Below are 20,449 nucleotides of genomic sequence, written 5' to 3'. Positions count from 1 at the left end.
CGGCCACTGTGACGGCGCTGAGACTTGGTGCACCGACCGCGGCGACGCCGCGACCACAAGGCCCCGTGCGGATCAACCGATCCCGGCCGCGAACCGCTCGATCTGGGCGGCGATCTCCGCGCTGTGGTCCTCGAGCGCGAAGTGGCCCGCGTCGAGGATGTTGAGGTCGACGTCGGGGAGGTCGCGGGCATACGGGTGGGCCCCGGACTCCGGGAAGATCTCGTCGTTGCGGCCCCATACGACCAGCGTGGGCGGCCGGTGCGTGCGGAAGTACTCGTGCCATTCGGGATAGCGCGTGGGGTTGGTGCGGTAGTCGACGAGCAGGTCCACCATGGCTTCCCGGTTGCCGGGCCGGTCCAGCAGAGCCCGCTGCAGCACCCAGCTGTCCGGGCTGATCTTCGACGGGTCGGCGGTGCCGTGCGTGTAGTTCCACTCGAGGGCCTCGTCGGACATGGCCGCTTCGCCGAACATGGCTCGATTGGCGGGCGACGGATCCGCCCAGACCTGGCGCGGGACCTTCCAGAAGCTGTCGGGCAGCCCGTCGGTGTAGGCGTTGGCGTTCTGCACGACGAGGAACGAGACCCGCTCCGGGTGCCGCGCCGCGAGCCGGAAGCCGACCGGTCCACCGAAGTCCTGGAGGTACAGGGCGTAGCGGCCGAGGCCGAGCCGCTCGGTGAACCGCTCGACGACGTCGGTGAGGCGATCGAAGGTGTACGTGAACTCCGAGTTGGACGGCGCGGCGCTGTGGCCGAAGCCGGGGTAGTCCGGCGCGATGACGTGGAACCGGTCGGCAAGCAGCGGGATCAGGTCCCGGAACATGAACGACGACGCGGGGAATCCGTGCAGCAGCAGCAGCGCCGGAGCGCCTGGATCGCCCGCCTCGCGGTAGAAGATCGAAACCCCGTCGATCTCGGTGGTGCGGTAGTGGGTCATCGGGCTTCTCCTCGGTTTCAAGTTGCTACCATGGCACCGTAACAGGCTGTGGTTTCAACATGCAACCGTGGCCGGAAGGAGGCGTCGTGGTCAGGCGAACGAGTCACATGGACACGAGCTGCCCCGTTGCACGCCCGCTGGACGTGATCGGCGACAGCTGGTCCCTGCTGATCATTCGCGACGCGTTCGACGGCCTGCGCCGGTTCGGGCAGTTCCAGAAGAGCATCGGACTGGCCAAGAACATCCTGTCCGCGCGGCTCTCCAGCCTGGTCGCGCACGGCATCCTGCGCACCGTCCCTGCTGGTGACGGGAGCCAGCACCACGAGTACGTCCTGACCGACAAGGGCCGCGCCCTGTTCCCGGTCATCGCCGCGTTGCGGCAGTGGGGTGACGAATACTTCTTCGAGCCCGACGAGGACCGGTTCCGCCTCGTCGACAAGGAGCATCGGCTGCCGGTGGCGAAGGTGGAGATCCGCTCCGCCGACGGCCGCCTGCTCACCCCCGACGACACGGTCGTCGAGATGTACCGCTGACGGCGCGCGCCGATTTCGTCAGGAGGTGCCGAGCATCTCGCACAGGTGGCCGCGGACGGCGTCGATCATCCCCGCGCCATCTTCTCGTGGATGAGGTCCTCGACCGCCTTGGGGACGGTGGTCTCGAAGTCCAGCAGCTTCGCCCAGTCCGGATCGATCGTGATCCGCACCATCCGGTCGTACAGCCCGCGGACCCCGGCCTCCCAGTCTGTGAACACCTCGGCAGGCGTGACCTTGCGGGACGCCTCGATGTACTCGTCCGGCACGCCGTCGACGAGCTCGACGCTCGCCGCGCCGCGGATCAGCAGCACCCGCGGTGGCCACTGCTCCTGGGTGTCGATGGTGATCGCCACACGCGGGTTCTCCCGTAGTGCCCGCACCTTCGCCGCCGTCGGCACCGTGAAGACCAGCAACTGCTCGCCGGTCCACAGGAACGCGATCGGGACGACCCGCGGGTCCCCATCCACCCCGGTGTACGCCAGCCGTGCCGGGATCGACGAACCCAGTAGCTCCCGGGAGATCGGCTTGCTCAGCACCTCGGTGACGTCGTTGCGGTCCATGGTCTTCCTCCTGCCGTTTCGAACTCTCTGGGGTCAGACGGAGCCGGCCGCGTGTTCTCGACAGGAGGATATGTGTCCTGGACCACAGGCGTAGCGTCCGAAAGGTGAGGGAGTCGATCGCGGATCTGAGCCCTCGCCCCGGCGTGCGGGTGGCCGCGCGCGTGCTGCTCGTCGACCCGGCCGAGCGGCTGCTGCTGTTCGAGGGGTTCGACCCGCACGTTCCCGACGAGTCGTTCTGGTTCACGGCGGGCGGTGGCCTCGAGCCGGGGGAGGAGCTGCTCGCCGGGGCCCGGCGGGAGCTGTACGAGGAGACGGGCCTGCGGCTGCCGCCGGACCGGCTGGTGGGGCCGGTGTGGCTGCGGCGCGTTCGGTTCAGCTTCGAGGGCGTCGAGTACGACAGCGACGAGTGGTTCTTCCTGACGTCGCTGACCGGTGCCGCCGAGGTCGACACGGCCGGGTTCACCGACCTGGAGAACCGCACCGTCCGCGGCCACCGCTGGTGGAGCACCGACGACCTGCGCGCCACGACCGAGACCGTCTACCCGCTCCAGCTCGCCGAGCTGTTGCCCGGCCTGCTCGCGGACGGTTGGGACGGGCGGCTCCGCCTGATCAACTGATCATGGCCGCCGCGAGGAGCACGCCACCGCTGAACGAACCGCATTGATGTACGGCTCGTCGCGATCAACCGCTGCGGGAAGTACATCAGCGCGATCGGGCCGACCGTGGCGTGCTCCTCGCACCGAAATGTGGGCAACCCACTTCCGCCCGCCCACCTGGCACACTCCAGATCGATCACCATGCGTCGTGGAGTGGGGACGGAGCGGCGTGGCCGGACGGAGCGGGGCAGTTGTGCGGCGGCTGCATCTCGGCCGCATCCTGCGGGAGTTGCGGGAGGAGGCCGGGTTGTCGCTCGAGGTCGCGGCCCCGGCCCTCGACTGGTCGAGCAGCAAGCTGAGCCGGATCGAGAACGGGCGCCAGGGCGTGGACACCCACGGCGTGCGCACGATGATGGACATCTACGGCGTGAGCGGGTCACAGTGGGACGAGCTGCTCGACCTCACCCGCACCGTGGCGGAGAAGGGCTGGTGGCGGGCCTACGGCCTTGACGACAAGGGGTACGTCCCGCTCGAAGCGGAGGCAACGCTGGTCCGGGAAGCAACAGCCGCCTACGTGCCTGGACTGCTGCAGGCCGACGCATACGCGCGAGCAGTCTTCGCGATCTCGATCCAGCCCCGTACCCAGGCCGAGCTCGACAACCTCGCCGCTGTTCGGAGGCACCGACAGGAACGGCTGACCTCCGTCGATGACCCGCTCGAACTGGTCGCGGTCATCGACGAGGCCGTGTTGCGCCGGTCAGTAGGCGGGCCCGCGGTCATGCGTGCCCAGCTCGCGCATCTCGTCGAGGCCGCGGCCCTGGACCGAGTGGCGCTGCATGTGATGCCACTGAGCGTCGGCGCCTATCCCGGGCTGTCTGCTCCGTTCACACTGCTCACATTCGGCGGAATCGACTTCGGCGACATGCTCTACGTCGAGCATCCCGCTGGCGCCGTGCACATCAACAAGGAGGAGCAGGTCGCCGTAGCTAGACTCAAGTTCGACCGGCTGCGGTCGTTCGCGCTGGACCCCGACGAGTCGGTGGCGCTGATTCAGCGGGTGGCCGCGGAGACGTAGCGGACGGAACGAGGTGTGCCGTGGACATCAGCGGCGTCCGGTGGCGCACCAGCAGCTTCAGCAACAGCGACGAGGACAACAACTGCATCGAGGTCGCTTTCCTCCCCGACGGTGACGTCGCCGTCCGCGACACGAAGGCCCGCTCCCGGGCACCCCATGTCCACACCGCCGCCGCATGGGCGGCCTTCCTGAGTGCGGTACAAGCGGGGGAGTTCGGCCCCGCCTGACCGTCTCCCGGAGTCAGCGGCAGGTGATCGCCAGAAGTGGTGCCAAGGCGACATTTCTGACGTGCTGACACCACTTCCGGAGATCATGCGCTGCGAAAAGCACCCGGTCCGGGCTCAGGCGTCGAGGTACGCCGCCAACCCCACGCGCCCGCCCTCGCGCCCGAACCCGCTCTCCCGATACCCCCCGAAAGGCGCCGTGGGATCGAACCGGTTGAAGGTGTTCGTCCACACCACCCCGGCCCGCACGCGCTGGGCCGTCCACAGCGCCTTGGACCCCTTCTCCGTCCAGATCCCCGCCGACAGGCCGTATGGCGTGTTGTTCGCCTTCGCGATCGCCTCGTCGGGCGTGCGGAAGGTCAGCACTGAGAGGACGGGCCCGAAGATCTCCTCCCGCGCCACGCGCATCGTCTGCTCCACCCCGGAGAAGACCGTGGGTGGGAAGAAGAGGCCGCGCTCGGGCAGCGGGCAGGAGCTGGTCCAGCGCTGCGCGCCCTCCGCGTCGCCCGCCGCGGCGAGGTCGACGATCTTGTCCAGCTGCGGGCGTGAGTTGATGGCGCCGACGTCGGTGTTCTTGTCGAGGGGGTCGCCGACGCGCAGGGTCTCGATCCGGGCCCGCAGGAGCTCCATGAACTCCTGCTCGATCGACTCCTGCACGAGCAGGCGGGAACCCGCGCAGCAGACGTGGCCCTGGTTGAAGAAGATCCCGTCGACGACGCCGTCGACCGCCTGGTCGAGCGGGGCGTCGTCGTAGACGATGTTGGCCGCCTTGCCACCCAGCTCCAGGGTGAGCCGGCGCCCGGTGCCGGCGAGCCTGCGCTGGATCTCCTTGCCGACGTCCGTGGAGCCGGTGAACGCCACCTTGTCCAGCCCGTCGTGGCCCACCACCGCGGCGCCGACATCACCCGCGCCCGGCAGCACGTTGAGCACCCCGGGCGGGAGCCCGGCGTCGGCGGCGATCTCGGCGAGCACGAGGGCGGTGAGCGGGGTGGTCTCGGCGGGCTTGAGCACGATCGTGTTGCCACACGCCAGCGCCGGCCCGATCTTCCAGGCGGCCATGAGCAGCGGGAAGTTCCACGGGATCACGGCGCCGACCACGCCGACCGGCCGCGGGTCGGGACCCAGGCCCGCGTAGCCGAGCTTGTCGGCCCAGCCCGCGTGGTGGAACAGGTGCGCCGACGCGGTCGGGATGTCGACGTCGCGCGACTCGCGGATCGGCTTGCCGTTGTCGAGCGTCTCCAGCACCGCGAGCTCGCGGGCGCGCTCGGCCACGACCCGGGCGATCCGGAACATGTACTTGGCCCGCTCCGCGCCGGGCATCGGACCCCACACCTGCTCGTACGCCCTGCGCGCCGCGGCGACGGCCCGGTCGACGTCCTCCTGGCTCGCCGTGCCGACCTCGGCGAGCACCTCCTCCGTCGCGGGGTTGAGCGTCTTGAGCGGCTCGCCGCCGCCGTCGACGAACTCCCCGTCGACGAACGGCCGGTAGGCCGGCTTGAGGTTCGCGAGCGCGGCCGACTCGGGCGCGGGGGCATACTCCCAGGCCATCAGGCCCCTCCGATGTGGTCGCGGTCGGTGTAGTGACCCTCGAGCTGGGTGCGCCGCTGCCGCAGCAGGTCGCCGAGCAGGGACGACGCTCCGAAGCGGAACAGGTCCGGCGTGAGCCAGGCCGGCCCGGCCACCTCGTTGACGGCCACGAGGTGCCGGATCGCGTCCTTCGCCGTGCGGATGCCGCCCGCGGCCTTGACGCCGCGGTGCTCACCGGTGGCGCGGTGCCAGTCGCGCACGGCCTGCAGCATCACCTGCACGACCGGCAGCGTGGCGGCGGGGGAGACCTTGCCGGTGGAGGTCTTGATCACGTCGGCGCCCGCCAGCAGCGCGAGCCAGGACGCCCTGCGGATGTCGTCGTAGCCGGCGAGCTCGCCGGTCTCCAGGATGACCTTGAGGTGGGCGCTGCCGCAGGCCTCCTTGACCGCGACGATCTCGTCGTACACGGCGCCGTAGCGCCCGGTGAGGAAGGCGCCGCGGTCGATGACCATGTCGATCTCCGTCGCACCCGCTTCGACCGCGAGCGCCGTGTCGGCGAGCTTCACCGCGCGCGAGGACCGTCCGGACGGGAACGCGGTGGCGACAGCCGCCACCGCGACGCCGGAACCCTTCAGCGCCTCGACGGCGACGCCCGCGAGGTCGGGGTAGACGCAGACCGCCGCGACGGGCGGGACGTCCGGGTGGTCCGGGTCCGGCCTGCGGGCCTGTGCGCACAGCGACCGCACCTTGCCGGGTGTGTCGGCGCCCTCCAGCGTGGTCAGGTCGATCATCGAGATCGCCGTGTCCAGCGCCTGGAGCTTGGACTCCTTCTTGATGCTCCGGGTGGCCAGCGTCGCCGCGCGCCGCTCGACGCCCACGTGGTCGACGCCGGGCAGGCCGTGCAGGAACCGGCGCAGCGACGCGTCGTCACGGACCGCGTCGGCGAACGCCCCGTCGCGGCCGCCTGCGCCGCGCGGGACGGTAACGGTCGTGGTCACGCGGGCGAGTCTAGGCGCGGAGTGCTTCGCGGAGGCCTCCGTCGAGCCTGCTGGTCGACGCGGAGGCAGTTCTACACAGCACGCCGCCCGCCGCGCGGGAGGAGCGGCGGGCGGGGATGCGTGCAGGGGAGCGAGGGTGATGCTGTCGTGTTGTCGTGCGGGCCCGTGCTTCTGCGCCGATGGGGAGCTGCGCAGGTCTTCCTGTCAGATCAGGTGGAGCTGTGCAGCCGAACGACGCCCACGGTCACGTCCTCCAGGCCACCGCGGTCGAAGTCGCGGCGCAGCTGGTCGGCCTTGACGGTGGCAGTCAGCCCGTCGAACGGGCCGTGTGCGTCGACCTCCCCGGTCTGGGGGTCGACGGCGAGTACGACGTATCCGTCGCACTGTGTGAGCTTCTCCGCCGCTGCGACCAGCGTCGCCTCGTCGGAAGTCGTGTTCTCCGGCACCGGATCACCTCCTAGTCACTAAGTACAGCGTCGGGGAGGCTCTCCGCGTGACAGTGTTCGTGCCAGACCACCCGTTCGGGTCAGGGTGAAAGTTCGGCTTGATCACCCTTTGTGCTGGAAAAGGCACAGCGGGCGCGGGGAGCAGCGCGGGGAGTTCATTTCTGTTACATCATCGGCACGCTCGGTGATCGCACGGCGGTCGCGTGGCCCCGGGGTGCAGCTCGTCGTGTGACGGGTCGGCGGGCTCGGTTCGCCGCGCTGGTGCATCGCGTTCCGGCCGCCGTCGTGCGGTTCCGCTCTGGTTGCGAAGGGTGACCGGCAGGCACCCGCGCTGCCAGGATCGAGACCATGTGCTCGCTCCCCGCCTCCGATGTCGCAGGACCGTCCCGTAGCTCCACCCGCGGGGCCGGGTGGGGGTGTCAGACCCCCGGGCTGGGAGCCCGGCTCGCCCCCCGCGACAGCCGCTTCTCCTGGCTGCGGCCCGGGCCGCTGATCAAGTCGCGCAACGACGTGCTCGCCCGCAGGTTCGGCGACCCGACCGATGATCAGCGCCGCGAGTGGTTGCGCCGCCTCGACGAGTACGCGCGGGCGGCGGGCGCGCCACTTCCTCCCCGGGACCGGCTGATCACGCGCTTCGCCGACCGCGAGAGCGTCTCGATCGGCGTGCTCGGCGATCCCGGCGAGGGCGACGCATCCCAGTACGTCGTGCTGCCGGTGCTGGACCGGGTCGCCCGCGACACGGACTTCGCGGTGCTGTGCAGCGACGTCGTCTACCCGGCGGGCGGCGTGCGCGGCTACGCCGACCGCTTCTACCGCCCGTACGCCGACTACCCGGGCCCGATCTACGCACTGCCGGGCAACCACGACTGGTACGACGGACTCGCCGGCTTCATGACGACCTTCTGCGACGCCCCGCCGGACGCAGGCGCCCCGCCGCCGGTGTTCACCGGCTCGTGGTGGCGGCGGCTGCTGTGCAGGCTGCTCTGGTACCGGGACGGGGCGGGCACCGCCGAGGATGTCGCCGACATGCGCTGGTACCGCGACGCCGAGTCGCATCAGGGCAGCCAGCCAGGGCCGTACTGCGCGATCGACGCGGGCCCCGTGCGGCTCGTGTTGATCGACACCGGCATCGACGGGCACATCGACAGCGACCAGGCCGAGTGGCTGCGGGAGGTCTCAGCGGGTGACCGTCCCAAGATCCTGCTCACCGGCCGGCCGATCTACACCTACGCGCACCGCCAGGACAGCCCCATCGAGGGCGGCGGCGACGTCAACGAGATCGTCACGGACCCCGCGTTCAACTACGTGGCCTGCATCGGCGGCGACGACCACAACTACCAGCGCTACCCGGTGCTGCAGCGCGACGGGCGTACCATCCAGTACCTGGTGGCGGGCGGATCGGGCGCCTACCTGTCGGCCACGCACCAGATCCCCAGCGTCGACCGGCTCGCCCCGGCCGTGCACGAGGAGGACTTCCGCTGCTACCCGCTGCGCGGCGACTCGCTCGCGCATTTCAGCCGCCGCTACGACAAGCTGCTCGGCTTCGGGCTCGGCCGGCTGGTGATCTCGCCGGAGGAGGCCACGATCATCATGGCCGAGCGGGTGGGCATCGAACCGCCGCGTTCGTCCCCCTTCGCCGTGAGCGCCCGAGCCCGCCGCGCCGCCGACCGCGTCTACCCGCTCCCCGCGCGCGGCTCGGCGCCCGCGCACAACCTGATGTCACTGCTGTTCGACTCGAACGCCGTGCCGCAGTTCAAGAGCTTCCTGCGGCTGGACGTCACCGGCGACGAGATCGTCATCTCCTGCTGGGCGGCCACCGGCTGCCGCGAGCACGAGCTGAGCCCCGTGCTCGAGGACCGCGCGCGGGCGGTCCGCAGTGCGGATGGTCGCTGGGAGTGGCACAGCGAGACGCCCGGCCGCGCGGTCCCGTGAGCCCTATCCGACGAGCGGCGCTGTCGCGCCACTGAGGGCTGCGCGCTTGCTTCGCGGCGCGCGCAGCCCTCAGACATGCATGGCGTCGGTACCTATCCGACGAACGGGCCGCTCGTCTGATCAGGGCTGGGGCAGCGGGGCGCGCCGGCGCATGCCCGTCGCCATGAGCACCACGCCGAGCGCCGCGGCGGCAAGCGGCACCACGAGGCCTGCGCGGTAGCCCTCGAGCACGGCCTGCGGCGAGTCGCCCGCGGTCGCTGCCACGATCACCGCCGTGGCGGCCGCGAGCCCGAGCGCGGCCCCGAACTGGAACGAGGTCGTCAGCAGGCCGCTCGCGAGTCCCTGCTCCTCGTCGGCGACGCCGTCCGTGGCCGCGATCGTGAGCGGACCGTATGCCAGCGAGAACGCCAGACCGAGCACCAGGAACGCCGGGAGCATCGCGAAGAAGCTCCAGTCCGGCCCGACCGGCAGGAACAGCAGGTAGGCCGCCGCCGCGAGGACCAGCCCGCCGAGGATCACCCGCCGGTTGCCGAAGCGGTTGACGAGCACGGGCGTGAGCGTCGGGGCGAGCACGGCGTCGATGCCGATGACGGCCAGTGCGAGCCCGGTCTCCACCTCCGACCAGCCGCGCAGCTCCTGCAGGTAGAGCACGGCGACGAACTGGAAGGCCATGAACGAGCCGACCAGCAGCATCGCCCCCGCGTTGGCCCGCAGCAGCGGGAGCGACCGCAGGATCCCGAGCCGGACGAGCGGGGCCGCCGAGCGCCGCTCGATCCGGACGAACGCCGCGAGCAGCACCACGGCGCCGGCCACGGTCGCGAGCGTGGTGCCGACGGCGACCTCGGGCGCGTGCACCACCGTGATCACCAGGAGCAGCATCGCGCCGGTGAGCGTCAGCGTGCCGGGGATGTCGAAACCGCCTGTGGCGCGCTCGCGCCGTTCCTCACGGGGGATCAGCACGATCGCCGCGGCCAGTAGCGCCGCCGCGACCACCACCGGCGCGAAGAACACCCACCGCCAGTGCACGGCCGTGAGCAGCCCGCCCGTCACCATGCCGAGCGAGAACCCGCCTGCGGCGGCTCCGGCGTAGACGAGCACCGCGCGGTTGCGCACCGGCCCTTCCGCAAACATCGTCGTGATGATCGACAGGCCGGCAGGGGCGAGGAACGCGGCCGCGACACCCGTGGCGAACCGGGCGAGGATGAGCACCCAACCGTCCTCGGCGAACCCGCCGAGGCCGGAGAAGGCCACGAACACGACCAGCCAGCCGAGGAACATCCGGCGGCGCCCGAGCAGGTCGGCGGCGCGCCCGCCGAGCAGCACGAACCCGCCGTAGCCGAGGACGTACGCGCTCACGACCCACTGCAGCGAGCTGGTCGACATGCCGAGCTCGGCGCGGATGGACGGCAGCGCGACGCCCATCATCGAGACGTCGATGCCCTCGAGGAAGATCGCCCCGGACAGGACGAGCAGTAGGCCCCACGCGCGCGCGGTCATGCGTTCGGCACGCGGCGGGGCGGATGGTGCGGACACGGCGTCTTCTCCCTTTTCTACGGTTCCTTCTTGTAACTGACCGCATCGTCCGTCACTATGGACGACTGTGGAAGAAGGCACTTTGAAGTCACCGACGCACTCCCACGGCACCGTGACCGCAAGCTCGTGCTGCGAGTGGGACGACGCCTACCAGTGGGACACCCGCGAGGACTGCGAGGTCCGCCAGATCCTCGACCGGATAGCCGACAAGTGGTCCCTGCTGGTCATCGCGCTGCTCGACCGGCGGCGGATGCGGTTCACCGAGCTGCGCCGCGAGATCGACGGGGTGAGCCAGCGGATGCTCACCGTCACCCTGCGCCAGCTCGAGCGCGACGGGCTGGTGCACCGCACCGTCCACCCGGTCGTGCCGCCGCGCGTCGACTACGAGCTCACACCGCTGGGGGTGTCGCTGCACGAGACCGTCCAGGCGCTCGTGTCCTGGACGGACGCGCACCAGCGCGAGATCGCCGTCGCCCGCAGCGCCTACGACACGCGGGCCTCGGAGCCTGTCTCCCCCTGATCGCGGGGCAGCCGGATCTCGAAGCGGCAGCCGCCCGGCACGTTCCGGACACCGACGGAACCGCCGTGGGCGCGTGTGACGGCTCGCACGACGGCGAGGCCGAGGCCGGCCCCGCCGTCCGGGGTCCGGGCGCGGCTCGCGCGCCAGCCCGTGTCGAACACCCGGCTCAGGTGCTCCGCGGGGATCCCCCCGCAGCCGTCGGTGACGCTGATCAGCGCGTCCGTCCCGTCGGAGCCGACGGTCACGGTGACGGTGCCGCCGCCTGGGGTGTGCCGGATCGCGTTCTGCAGGAGGTTCCCGGCGGCCCGGCGCAGCGCGTCGGGATCGCAGGCGACCGTCACGGCGGGCCCTGATGCGTGCACCCGCACCCCCGCCTCGGCGGCGACGGCCTCGGCCGCGCTGACGGCGTCCGCGGCCAGCGTCGTCAGCGAGACCGGTACGAGGTCCGTCCGGGGTGCAGGGGCGCTGTCGTGCAGCGCCAGCTCGACGAGGTCGTCCACCATCGCGGTCAGCCGCTCGGCGTCGCGGCGGATCGTCTCGTGGTAGCGGGGCGGGTCGGGCGCGACGCCGTCCTCCAGCGCCTCCGCCATGGCACGGATCCCGGCGAGCGGCGAGCGCAGGTCGTGCGAGAGGCCCGCCACCAGCTCGCGGCGCGCCCGCCGCACGGCGTCCAGCTCGTCGAGGGCGTGGGCCAGCTCGGCCGACAGCGCGGCTTGCTCGGGAGCCGGGTCCGGCGGCGCGGTGAACGAACCGCGGCGGCCGAGGTCGCGCACGGCCGAGCGCAGCTCCTCGGCGCCGCCCGCGACCTGGCGGGCCAGCACTCCGGTGACCGCCAGCCCGACGAGGGTCGCGACGGCGCAGGCCACCGCGACCACCGCGACGTCGTAGCCCACGACGAACATCCCCGCGGCGGTGCCCGCGACGGCAACGACGACGGCCAGCTGGCTCGTCAGCACCGCAGCGCCGAGCGCCGAGCCGATCGAGCGGCGGCGCAGCAGCGGCACGGTCAGCGCGCCGATACCGCCGACGAGCAGGCTGTAGCCCGCGGCGATCGCCGCCGACACCACTACGTCACGCACGGCGGGCCGGTTCCCAGCGATAGCCGACGCCCCACACCGTGACGAGCCGCTCCGGCCGGGAGGGCTGTTCCTCGACCTTCTCCCGCAGGTGCCGGACGTGCGAGGTGACGGTCGCGTGCCCGCCGACCGTCCAGCCCCACACCCGCCGCAGCAGCTCGTCACGCGTGAACGCCTGGCCCGGATGGCGCAGCAGGAACGCGAGCAGGTCGAACTCGCGCGTGGTCATCGGCAGGTCGCGGCCGCCGCGGCGAGCCTTGCGCGCGACGATGTCGAGGTCGAGGTCCCCGTCGACCAGCGGGGCAGGCCCGCCGGCCGACCCGGTGCGGCACAGCACAGCCTGCGCGCGCAGCACCAGCTCGCGGGGGCTGAACGGCTTGGTCACGTAGTCGTCTGCGCCCAGCTCGAGGCCGAGCACCCGGTCGGCGACGCTGCCGAGGGCGGTCAGGATGATCACCGGAGTCGGGCCGGCGGCCCTCAGCCTGCGGCAGACCTCGCGACCGTCGACGCCGGGCAGCATCAGGTCGAGCACCACCAGGTCGGGCCGCCGCCGGGCGCATGCCATGAGCGCCTGCTCGCCGTCGGTGACGTGCTCGACGGTGAGTCCGGCGCGGCCCAGGTAGATGCCCACCACCTCGGCGAGCGTCGCGTCGTCCTCGACGACGAGCACGCGCGCACCGCTCCCGCTGGTCACGCAGCCGAGCCTAGGCCGAGCAGGCGACCCGCCCGCGTCATCGGCCGGTACGCCACCGAAGCGCAAGAACTCTTGTCGATGTCTTGGCTCACCGGCCCGAGCACGCGGATGTGGCGCGACTCGCGCTCTGATCGTCCTCGCGCGCTCCGCGCACCGAGAGGAGCCCAGAGTGCCCGTCCCCACCCTGCACCGGCTGGCCGCGCTCGCCGGCATGCTGTGCGCGCTCGCCCTGTGCTTCAACGCCGCTCGTCGTGGCGGGCTGGTGCCGAGCACTGACCTCGCCCGGGCGGCGGCGCCGCTGGCCCAGCTGTTCGGGCTGTGGCTGCTGACCGGCCTGTACGCGGCCATCCGGGCGCGGAGCGGAAGCCTCGGGCTCGTCGGTTACGCGCTCAACTCGCTTGGCCTCGCCGGGCTGGTCGGCTGCGAGTACATCGTGAACTTCGTCTTCCCGTACGTGCCGCCCGCGACCGTCGCCGACCTGCTCGACGGTCTCGCAGGCGCGGTCTTCACCGGGACCCAGGTGATTTTCCTGGCCGGTGTGGTGCTGTTCGCCGCGGCGCTCTGGCGCGGCGGACAGCCACGCCTCGCGGTCGGGCTGTACGCGATCGGGGCCGTTGCGATCGGGCTGCGCGGCATCCTGCCCGACGCCACCCTGTACTCCGGTCTGGTGCTCGCCGCGATCGGTCTCGCCTGGCTCGCCGTGGCGCTGTACCGCTCGGGGGAGGTCGCTAGCCTCTGACGCATGGACGTGCAGGTCGTCGACCACCCACTGGCCAAGGCCCGGCTGTCGGAGCTGCGCGACGCGCGGACGGACAACGCCGCCTTCCGCGCGGCGCTCGCCGACCTCACCCTCATGCTCATCTACGAGGCCACCCGGGACGCGCCGCTGGCCAGCGCCCCGCTGCACACGCCGGTGGCCCGCACCGTGGGCTACCGGCTCGCGCAGCCGCCGCTGCTGGTGCCCGTGCTCCGGGCCGGGCTCGGGATGGCGGACGCCGCGCTCGGGCTCATGCCGGAGGCGCAGATGGGCTTCGTCGGCCTCGCCCGCGACGAGGAGACCCACCGTCCGGTGCCGTACATGGAGTCGCTGCCCGCCACCCTGGAGGGCAGGCCGGTGTTCGTGCTCGACCCGATGCTCGCCACCGGCGGCTCGATGGCCCACACGATCCGGCTGCTCACCGAGCGCGGCGCAACGGACGTCACCGCGATCTGCGTGCTCGCCGCGCCGGAGGGCATCGCGCACCTGCGCGACAGCGGGCTCCCGGTGCGGGTGATCACTGCCAGCATCGACGAGCGACTCAACGACTCCGCCTTCATCGTCCCCGGCCTCGGTGACGCGGGCGACCGCCAGTTCGGGGCGGTCTAGGTGGTTGGTGTCCTGGGCCTGAACCGGCCTCCGCGCATGGTGCGGGGCATGCCTTGTGGGCAGGCCGGGGGCCTGCCCTGTGGGGCGCGGCGCCGCCAGGAGGTGGTCTCGCGGATCTTCCCGTGCCGTCCCGCGTCCGGTTCATTGCTCGGGCCCTTTGTCGGCCCACGTCCGGCCACCGGGGTCGTGATCGTCGGAAGTGGTGTGGGGACGACAGATCTGTCGTCCCGACACCACTCGCCGTGATCAAGGTTCGCATGATCGTCGGAAGTGGTGGCAGAACGTCAGATCCGTCGCTCTGCCACCACTTCTGGTGATCACGGCCCCGCCGGCGTCCCGGTCACGGCCAATTCCGCCAGGTTTTCGTGCCGAGCCTTGATCATGTGCGTCGGACCGGCCTCCGGTGGCGCCGCGCGCCCTCCGGGCAGGCCCTGGCCTGCCCGCATTGCTTGCCCGGAGGGGTCGCAGAGGCTCAGAGGTCAAGGGTCGCGCAGCGATCGCGGAGCGACGCCGGAGGCGCCCTTGAACTCTGAGGGGCGGCCCCGCACACTGCGCGGCGCCACCGGAGGCCCTACGGAAGACCACCTCCGCAGACCGGACCGCCACGCGAAAGACACCAGCCACCGAGGTCCCTCCGCGGCCGGCTCTCAGGCGCCGTGGAACATGAAGAATCCGAGGCTGACGGCCGCGGCCACCCAGATCGCCCCGACGATCGCCTTCTCCGCCCCACCGCCTGCTCCACCGATCCTTCGGGAGAACGGAGCAAGCGCCATCATGCCGATCGCCACCACGGCCACGACCGACCAGAACGATCGGACCGACTCGGGATGCATCGCGGCGATGATCAAGGAAGACACAGCGACGCACCGTACTGATCGGGTGACAGGCCGGGCAACGCAAGAGGCTCGACTGACTACTGATAGTTACCAATGCTCGTCGGCTACCACAGCCGGATGATCAATTCGACCAGCACGCCAGTGCCATGCCCGGCAGGACGCCGTACTTCTCGCCCTGATGATCGCCCCGAGAAGTACGACAGTGCACCCGGCGGCGCCGCGGCCGCCCGCGGGTGAATCGGGCCTACTCGTCAGGCGCGATGGTCGCCGCAACGACTGCGCCCAGCTCGTAGCACGCCTCTAACGCCGCCTTGTCCGGCGCGCCGATGACCTCCACCGGTGCGGCAGCCCGCGTCCAGCCCATGCCGTCGGCGATCGACCCGATCGCGCTCACCGCGCCCTCCACACCGAGGTTGCCGTGCACGTAGCAGCCGTACGGAAGGCCGCGCGTGTCGTCGCCGCACACGTAGAACACGGTGTCGAAGAAGTGCTTGAGGGCGCCGGACATGTAGCCGATGTTGGCCGGCGTGCCGAGCACCACCGCGTCGGCGGCGAGCAGGTCAGGGGCCGTGGCGGCGAGCGCCGCCCTGCGGACCACCTCAACACCGCGGATGTCGGGGTCGGATGCGCCGCGCACGACCGCGTCGAGAAGCTCGGCCGTGGCGGGCGACGGCGTGTGATGCACGATCAACAACCGGGCCACGAAAGCATGCTCTCACCCCTTCCCAGCGGCTAGATTGGCTCGCGGGTCGACGAAGGGGCGGGATGGGCGGGGTCGGTTCGTGGTTGGGTCGTGGGCTGCTCGTCATCGCGGTTCTGCTGTTGGTGCTGGTGGGTGTGAGCGCGGGCGCGGTTCCCGTGCAGCGCAGCGCCGCCGCCGCTCCGGCGCCTGCTCCGCTCGTGCTGCGGGTCATGCCGCTGGGAGCGTCCAGCACCGCGGGGAACGGCAGCCCTGAGACCGCCGGCTACCGGGGGCCGTTGCAGATGCTGCTCGCGCGCGACGGCGTGACCGTCGACATGGTCGGGTCGCAGCGTTCGGCACCTCCTTCCGTCCCGGACGGCGACTACGAGGGCAACAGCGGTCTCACGCTCACGGACATGCGGCCACGCGTCGCGCAGTGGGTGCGCCGCGCCGATCCCGACGTCGTGCTGCTGCACATCGGCACCAACGACCTGTTGAAGGGTGACTCGGCGGAGAAGACCGTCCGCCGCCTCGAGGACGTGCTCTCCCAGATCGTCGCGGTGTCCGACGCGCACGTGATCGTCGCCGGGGTCTGGGCGCCGCTTCCCGGCGATGCGCGCGACCGCGCGGAGTTCAACCGGCTGAGCGCGGCCGTCGTCGCGCAGTTCCGCCAGCGCGGCAGCTCCATGCGCTTCCTCGACGTCTCCGAGCCCCTCGAGTCCGACGAGCTGGCCGACGGCCTGCACCCGAACGCCACGGGCTACCGCATGATCGCCGCGATGTGGGAGCGGCAGATCCTGGAGGTCATCGGGCGCCGAGCAGGGTCGTGACCTCGGCGCGCAGGGCGTCGAGGCGCGACCGCGCGGCCGCACGGGCCCCGGCGAGCGCCGCGGCGTCCTGCACCGGCTCCACCACCTCCAGGTAGGCCTTGAGCTTGGGCTCCGTGCCCGACGGGCGGATCACGAGCCGCTCGCCGGTTCGCCGCAGCACCAGGACGTCCGGCGCGGGTAGCTCGCTCGTCCAGCCCTGGGGTGGCGCCGCGCGCAACCTCGCCGCGGCCGCGTCCCGCGTGGCGGGCTCCATCCGCAGCGACACCCCCTCTGTGAGGTGCACCCCGTGCGCGACGGCCAGCTCGTCGAGCCGATCGGGAAGGCCCTGCCCGGCCGCCTTCAGCGTGGCCGCGAGATCGCAGGCGAGCACGGCCGCCGCGATGCCGTCCTTGTCGCGCACGGTGCCCGGGTCGACGCAGTAGCCCAGCGCCTCCTCGTACCCGTACACGAGGCCGGGGCCACCGCGGACGATCCACTTGAAGCCGGTGAGAGTTTCGGCGTACCGCGCGCCGTACGCCCCCGCGACCGAGCGCAGCATCGACGACGACACCACCGTCGTGGCCACGAGCGGGTCCGCGTAGCCGCCGGATCGCAACAGGTGGTCCCCGAGCAGCACCCCCGTCTCGTCACCGGTGAGCAGCCGCCATCCCCGCTCCGTGGGCACCGCGAGGGCGCAGCGGTCGGCGTCCGGGTCCAGCGCGATCGCCAGGTCGGCCCGCACGTCGGCGGCAAGGGTCAGCAGCGCGTCGGTGGCGCCGGGCTCCTCCGGGTTCGGGAAGGCGACCGTGGGGAAGTCGGGGTCGGGCGCGGCCTGCGACCCGACGACGTGCACGTTCGGGAAGCCCGCCCGGTGCAGGGCGTGCACGGCGGTGGCGCCGCCGACGCCGTGCATGGGCGTGAGCGCGACGCGCAGGTCCCGCGCCGTTCCGCGGGGCAGTCGCGCGACGCGTTCCAGGTAGGTGTCGGTGACGTCGACCTCGGTGGCCGTCGCGGCCGTCGGGATCGCGACGGCGGCGGGCGCCGCCGCGATGGCTGCCTCGATCTCGGCGTCGGACGGCGGGGCGAGCTGTGCCCCGTCGGCGAGGTAGACTTTGTAGCCGTTGTCGGCCGGCGGGTTGTGCGAGGCCGTGATCTGCACGCCGGCCACGGCGCCCAGCTCACGTACCGCGAAGGCGAGCACCGGCGTGGGCAGCGGGCCGGGCAGCACCCGCACCGCGAACCCGGCACCGGCGAGGACATGGGCCGCCGCAGTCGCGAACGCCGCGGACCCGTGCCGCGCGTCCCGCCCGACCACCACCGTGCCCCGCTCACCCCCGCGGGCGAGCCACGCGGCCAGCCCCGCCGTCGCCCGCCGCACGACGGCGACGTTCATCCCCGCGGGCCCCGCGCGTACCGGGCCGCGTAGGCCCGCGGTACCGAAGCGCAGCATCCCCGACATGCGGCTTTCGAGGTCGTCGACCGCACCAGCCGTCCCGACCATCGCCGCGGCCAGCACCTGTTGCAGCTCGGTGCGCGTGGCCGGGTCCGGGTCGTCGGCGATCCAGCGCATCGCCGCGTCGCGCAGTCCCGGGCTCAGGCCCATGCCGTCTCCGCGGGACGAAGTGCGTCGGCGCGGGTCATGCGCGCTCGATCAGGTCGCGCAGCAGCGCCCCCATCCGGCCCGCCGCGGCAGCTCCCGCGGCCAGTACCTCGTGGTGGTCGAGCGGCTCGCCCGTGATGCCCGCCGCGAGGTTCGTAACGAGCGACAGCCCGAACACCTCAACGCCCGCGGCGCGGGCCGCGATCGCCTCCAGCACGGTCGACATGCCCACGAGATCGGCGCCCAGCAGGCGGAACATGCGGATCTCCGCAGGCGTCTCGAAGTGCGGCCCCGGCAACCCGACGTAGACGCCCTCCGCGAGCTCCGGGTCGATCTCACGGGCGATCTTGCGCAGCCGCGGCGAGTACAGGTCAGTCAGGTCGGTGAACGCCGGCCCGGACAGCGGCGACAGGCTCGTCAGGTTGAGGTGGTCGGCGATCAGCACGGGCTCGCCGACGCGCATGCCCTCGCGGATCCCGCCCGCGGCGTTGGTGAGCACGATGGTGCGGCACCCCGCCGCGGCGGCTGTGCGCACGCCGTGCACCACGGGCTCGACGCCGTGACCCTCGTAGAGATGGGTGCGACCCAGCATCACGAGAGCCTGGCGCTCGCCGACGGTCACGGACCGCACGGTGCCGGAATGCCCGGCCACCCCGGGGGGCCGGAAGCCGGGCAGGTCGGCCATCGCGATCTCGTGGCCCGGCTCGCCGATGATGCCGGCGGCGGGGCGCCAGCCGGAGCCCAGCACCACGGCGACGTCGTGGCTGTCCACACCGGTGGCCTTCGCGATGGCCGCTGCTGCGGCGGCGGGGTCGTTCATGGCCGGCAGCCTAAGCGGTGGTCGGTGCGAACCCGTCCACGAGCAGTTCGAAGAGCGCAGCGGACGTCTCTCCCGCGGCGCTGTCGGGAACGGTCAGCGTGACCGTCCACGCGCCCTTGCCCGCGGGCTGGACGTGCCGCCACGAGGTGCGCTCGTCGTCGGTGTACCGCAGCTGGACCGCTCCGCCCGAGGTTTCGGTCGGGCCGTCCAGCTGCGTGCCGGGCACCGACTGGGCCGCCTCGGCGGACGCCGCCCGTTCCACCGTGAGCTCCTCGCGGCCGTCCGGGCTCACGAAGCTGACGGATGGTTCGCCGTCGATCGGCACGTGCGGGTACGCGGTCCAGTTGCGCGGCACCGGAATCGTGAAGCCGAGCTGGTCGCTGTGCTGGGCGAGCTCGGTGCTCGTCGACGTCACGTTCACCGTGGCGGTGGGCGACTGGCCGCCCAGCAGGCGCGTGACGGTCCAGCCGCCCAGAATCCCGGCCATCACCACGGCGGCGCCTGCGAGGACGTACCCGAGCGCGGCGACGCCGGTCACCGTGGTGGCGCGTGGGGGCGGTGCGTGCGCACGCGCGGGGTTCGAGGTCAGCCCGGGGAGCGGGCCGGGTGACGGCGCGAGCGGCGCCGCGCCCACCGGAGCGCGTGTGCCGGTGGGGCTGGGTGGCAGGGGTGCGGGACGCGGGCCGGAGAGCTCGGTGCGCCCAGCCGGGGCAGGCACGTGGATGCCCGCCCCGATCGTCGGGGCGTCCGGTGAGCCGGGGTAGACCGGGTCGTCCGGGTCCTCGATGAGTGGCCGGAGGCGCTGGCGCACCTCTTCGAGGGGCATCCGCGCTTCCGGCTCCTTGCGCATCAACGCGCTGATCACGTCCACGACGGGACCGGAGCCGCGCGGACGCGGCACGTCACCGTCGACGACCTCGGTGATCGTGGCGACCGGGTCGCCGCCCACGTCGTAGGGCGGACGGCCCTCGACGGCAGCGAACAGCGTGGCGCCCAGCCCCCACAGATCCGCGGCGGGCGTGACGGCCTTGCCCATCGCCACCTCGGGTGCGATGTACGCGGGCGAGCCGAGCACGAGGCCCGCGCTCGTCATCGGCGCGTCGGCCACGTTGCGGGCGATGCCGAAGTCGGTCAGCTTGACGCGGCCGTCGTCGGCGATGAGCACGTTGCCCGGCTTCACGTCGCGGTGGGTGATCCCGCTGCGGTGCGCGGCACGCAGCCCGCCCGCCGTCGCGAATCCGACGACCGCGACCTGCGACATCGTGAGCGTGCCGTGCTCGCTGATCATCGTGGCGAGGTTGCGCGAGGGCACGAGCTCCATGACGACCATGGGCTCGCCCTCGACGTCGACCACATCGAAGACGGTGATGATATTGGGGTGGGAGAGGCCGCCGAGAGCGCGCGCCTCGCGCATGATCCGTTCCCGTGCCTCCGCCGCCTCGTGCGACGGCACACCTGGAGGGACCTTCAGCTCCTTGACCGCGACCCGGCGCTGCAGCACCTCGTCGAAGCCCGACCACACGGTGCCCATCGCACCCGCGCCGAGCAGCCCGGACAGCGTGTAGCGGCCACCGATCCGCCGCACCTGCTCGGAGTCCGAGCTATCCTGTCCCACCCACCCATTCTGGCCAGTACGGGCCCACGCTGCGCTTCCGACCCCCGGATCACCTCTCCGGGTGGTGTCGGCCC

The 20,449-nt window shown here is 72.1% G+C and carries 22 protein-coding genes; 9 read left to right on the top strand and 13 right to left on the bottom strand.

Features of this window, described 5'->3' with window-relative positions; all coding sequences use genetic code 11:
* Positions 1-72 precede the first annotated feature (72 nt).
* Positions 73-933, bottom strand: a complete 861-nt coding sequence (locus K1T35_RS42340; protein ID WP_220257287.1) for an alpha/beta fold hydrolase — start codon at positions 931-933, stop codon at positions 73-75.
* Between the two features lie 86 nt (positions 934-1,019).
* On the opposite strand from K1T35_RS42340, the gene K1T35_RS42335 reads away from it, so the two are divergent.
* Complete coding sequence (locus K1T35_RS42335; protein WP_220257286.1) at positions 1,020-1,466, top strand: helix-turn-helix domain-containing protein; 447 nt, start codon at positions 1,020-1,022, stop codon at positions 1,464-1,466.
* 65 nt (positions 1,467-1,531) lie between these two features.
* Here K1T35_RS42335 and K1T35_RS42330 read toward each other — a convergent pair whose 3' ends face one another.
* Complete coding sequence (locus K1T35_RS42330) at positions 1,532-2,026, bottom strand: pyridoxamine 5'-phosphate oxidase family protein (RefSeq protein ID WP_220257285.1); 495 nt, start codon at positions 2,024-2,026, stop codon at positions 1,532-1,534.
* A 104-nt stretch (positions 2,027-2,130) separates the two neighbouring features.
* On the opposite strand from K1T35_RS42330, the gene K1T35_RS42325 reads away from it, so the two are divergent.
* The 3 genes from K1T35_RS42325 (at position 2,131) to K1T35_RS42315 (ending at position 3,924) form a co-directional block, all read left to right on the top strand.
* A complete protein-coding gene (locus K1T35_RS42325) occupies positions 2,131-2,643 on the top strand; it encodes an NUDIX hydrolase (RefSeq protein ID WP_255621295.1) in 513 nt (170 codons plus the stop codon).
* Between the two features lie 232 nt (positions 2,644-2,875).
* Positions 2,876-3,697: a helix-turn-helix transcriptional regulator gene (locus tag K1T35_RS42320; RefSeq protein ID WP_220257284.1), complete on the top strand. Its 822-nt coding sequence runs from the start codon at positions 2,876-2,878 to the stop codon at positions 3,695-3,697.
* A 20-nt stretch (positions 3,698-3,717) separates the two neighbouring features.
* Complete coding sequence (locus K1T35_RS42315; RefSeq protein ID WP_370645247.1) at positions 3,718-3,924, top strand: DUF397 domain-containing protein; 207 nt, start codon at positions 3,718-3,720, stop codon at positions 3,922-3,924.
* A gap of 114 nt (positions 3,925-4,038) precedes the next feature.
* Here K1T35_RS42315 and K1T35_RS42310 read toward each other — a convergent pair whose 3' ends face one another.
* The 3 genes from K1T35_RS42310 to K1T35_RS42300 all read right to left on the bottom strand — a co-directional run bounded on the left by K1T35_RS42310 (position 4,039) and on the right by K1T35_RS42300 (position 6,892).
* Positions 4,039-5,472: an aldehyde dehydrogenase family protein gene (locus tag K1T35_RS42310; RefSeq protein WP_220263206.1), complete on the bottom strand. Its 1,434-nt coding sequence runs from the start codon at positions 5,470-5,472 to the stop codon at positions 4,039-4,041.
* Positions 5,469-6,446: a deoxyribose-phosphate aldolase gene (gene deoC / locus K1T35_RS42305; protein WP_220257283.1), complete on the bottom strand. Its 978-nt coding sequence runs from the start codon at positions 6,444-6,446 to the stop codon at positions 5,469-5,471. Before deoC ends, K1T35_RS42310 begins: the two co-directional genes overlap by 4 nt.
* Positions 6,447-6,655: 209 nt before the next feature.
* Positions 6,656-6,892 carry a hypothetical protein gene (locus tag K1T35_RS42300; protein WP_075940218.1) on the bottom strand — a complete coding sequence of 79 codons (237 nt, stop codon included), beginning with the start codon at positions 6,890-6,892 and terminating at the stop codon, positions 6,656-6,658.
* A 348-nt stretch (positions 6,893-7,240) separates the two neighbouring features.
* Here K1T35_RS42300 and K1T35_RS42295 point away from each other — a divergent pair, with 348 nt between their 5' ends.
* On the top strand, positions 7,241-8,824 hold the full coding sequence (locus K1T35_RS42295) for a metallophosphoesterase (protein ID WP_220257282.1): 1,584 nt from the start codon (positions 7,241-7,243) through the stop codon (positions 8,822-8,824).
* Between the two features lie 120 nt (positions 8,825-8,944).
* On the opposite strand, the gene K1T35_RS42290 is transcribed toward K1T35_RS42295, so the two are convergent.
* The gene (locus tag K1T35_RS42290) at positions 8,945-10,321 is read right to left on the bottom strand and encodes an MFS transporter (RefSeq protein ID WP_220263205.1); all 1,377 of its coding nucleotides are present in this window, start codon (positions 10,319-10,321) and stop codon (positions 8,945-8,947) included.
* Between the two features lie 103 nt (positions 10,322-10,424).
* Between K1T35_RS42290 and K1T35_RS42285 the strand changes: the two genes are divergently transcribed.
* Positions 10,425-10,877: a winged helix-turn-helix transcriptional regulator gene (locus tag K1T35_RS42285; RefSeq protein ID WP_370645246.1), complete on the top strand. Its 453-nt coding sequence runs from the start codon at positions 10,425-10,427 to the stop codon at positions 10,875-10,877.
* Here K1T35_RS42285 and K1T35_RS42280 read toward each other — a convergent pair.
* Both K1T35_RS42280 and K1T35_RS42275 read right to left on the bottom strand, forming a co-directional pair.
* Positions 10,841-11,956 (bottom strand): cell wall metabolism sensor histidine kinase WalK, encoded by a 1,116-nt coding sequence (locus tag K1T35_RS42280; protein WP_220257280.1) that lies wholly within the window; start codon positions 11,954-11,956, stop codon positions 10,841-10,843. The genes K1T35_RS42285 and K1T35_RS42280 overlap by 37 nt on opposite strands.
* Positions 11,949-12,647, bottom strand: a complete 699-nt coding sequence (locus tag K1T35_RS42275; RefSeq protein ID WP_255621294.1) for a response regulator transcription factor — start codon at positions 12,645-12,647, stop codon at positions 11,949-11,951. The genes K1T35_RS42280 and K1T35_RS42275 overlap by 8 nt, the downstream gene beginning before the upstream one ends.
* 169 nt (positions 12,648-12,816) lie before the next feature.
* Between K1T35_RS42275 and K1T35_RS42270 the strand changes: the two genes are divergently transcribed.
* Positions 12,817-13,386 carry a hypothetical protein gene (locus K1T35_RS42270; RefSeq protein WP_220257278.1) on the top strand — a complete coding sequence of 190 codons (570 nt, stop codon included), beginning with the start codon at positions 12,817-12,819 and terminating at the stop codon, positions 13,384-13,386.
* A gap of 3 nt (positions 13,387-13,389) precedes the next feature.
* Complete coding sequence (gene upp, locus K1T35_RS42265; RefSeq protein WP_220257277.1) at positions 13,390-14,013, top strand: uracil phosphoribosyltransferase; 624 nt, start codon at positions 13,390-13,392, stop codon at positions 14,011-14,013.
* A 647-nt stretch (positions 14,014-14,660) separates the two neighbouring features.
* Here the strand turns inward: upp and K1T35_RS42260 are convergent.
* Both K1T35_RS42260 and K1T35_RS42255 read right to left on the bottom strand, forming a co-directional pair.
* Complete coding sequence (locus tag K1T35_RS42260; protein WP_220257276.1) at positions 14,661-14,870, bottom strand: hypothetical protein; 210 nt, start codon at positions 14,868-14,870, stop codon at positions 14,661-14,663.
* A gap of 223 nt (positions 14,871-15,093) precedes the next feature.
* Positions 15,094-15,552, bottom strand: coding sequence for a flavodoxin family protein (locus K1T35_RS42255; protein ID WP_220257275.1), 459 nt, complete (start codon positions 15,550-15,552; stop codon positions 15,094-15,096).
* A gap of 62 nt (positions 15,553-15,614) precedes the next feature.
* Between K1T35_RS42255 and K1T35_RS42250 the strand changes: the two genes are divergently transcribed.
* Positions 15,615-16,361 (top strand): SGNH/GDSL hydrolase family protein, encoded by a 747-nt coding sequence (locus K1T35_RS42250; RefSeq protein WP_220257274.1) that lies wholly within the window; start codon positions 15,615-15,617, stop codon positions 16,359-16,361.
* Here K1T35_RS42250 and K1T35_RS42245 read toward each other — a convergent pair.
* The 3 genes from K1T35_RS42245 to K1T35_RS42235 are packed head-to-tail and all read right to left on the bottom strand — an operon-like array spanning position 16,336 to position 20,375.
* Positions 16,336-17,943 carry a phospho-sugar mutase gene (locus K1T35_RS42245; protein ID WP_220257273.1) on the bottom strand — a complete coding sequence of 536 codons (1,608 nt, stop codon included), beginning with the start codon at positions 17,941-17,943 and terminating at the stop codon, positions 16,336-16,338. The genes K1T35_RS42250 and K1T35_RS42245 overlap by 26 nt on opposite strands.
* A 34-nt stretch (positions 17,944-17,977) precedes the next feature.
* A complete protein-coding gene (locus K1T35_RS42240) occupies positions 17,978-18,760 on the bottom strand; it encodes a purine-nucleoside phosphorylase (RefSeq protein WP_220257272.1) in 783 nt (260 codons plus the stop codon).
* 10 nt (positions 18,761-18,770) lie between these two features.
* A complete protein-coding gene (locus K1T35_RS42235) occupies positions 18,771-20,375 on the bottom strand; it encodes a serine/threonine-protein kinase (protein ID WP_220257271.1) in 1,605 nt (534 codons plus the stop codon).
* Positions 20,376-20,449: the final 74 nt, after the last annotated feature.

Source organism: Pseudonocardia sp. DSM 110487 (genome assembly GCF_019468565.1).
GTDB lineage: Bacteria > Actinomycetota > Actinomycetes > Mycobacteriales > Pseudonocardiaceae > Pseudonocardia.
Note: the sequence above shows the minus strand (reverse complement) of the source record. Positions and strands in the feature narration are given on the sequence as shown.

Bases quoted from the DNA above. Each gene is read 5' to 3' on its own strand.
- K1T35_RS42340 (WP_220257287.1), bottom strand. From the start codon at position 933: ATGACCCACTACCGCACCACCGAGATCGACGGGGTTTCGATCTTCTAC.
- K1T35_RS42240 (WP_220257272.1), bottom strand. From the start codon at position 18,760: ATGAACGACCCCGCCGCCGCAGCAGCGGCCATCGCGAAGGCCACCGGT.
- K1T35_RS42330 (WP_220257285.1), bottom strand. From the start codon at position 2,026: ATGGACCGCAACGACGTCACCGAGGTGCTGAGCAAGCCGATCTCCCGG.
- K1T35_RS42290 (WP_220263205.1), bottom strand. From the start codon at position 10,321: ATGACCGCGCGCGCGTGGGGCCTACTGCTCGTCCTGTCCGGGGCGATC.
- K1T35_RS42295 (WP_220257282.1), top strand. From the start codon at position 7,241: ATGTGCTCGCTCCCCGCCTCCGATGTCGCAGGACCGTCCCGTAGCTCC.
- K1T35_RS42250 (WP_220257274.1), top strand. From the start codon at position 15,615: ATGGGCGGGGTCGGTTCGTGGTTGGGTCGTGGGCTGCTCGTCATCGCG.
- upp (WP_220257277.1), top strand. From the start codon at position 13,390: ATGGACGTGCAGGTCGTCGACCACCCACTGGCCAAGGCCCGGCTGTCG.
- K1T35_RS42245 (WP_220257273.1), bottom strand. From the start codon at position 17,943: ATGGGCCTGAGCCCGGGACTGCGCGACGCGGCGATGCGCTGGATCGCC.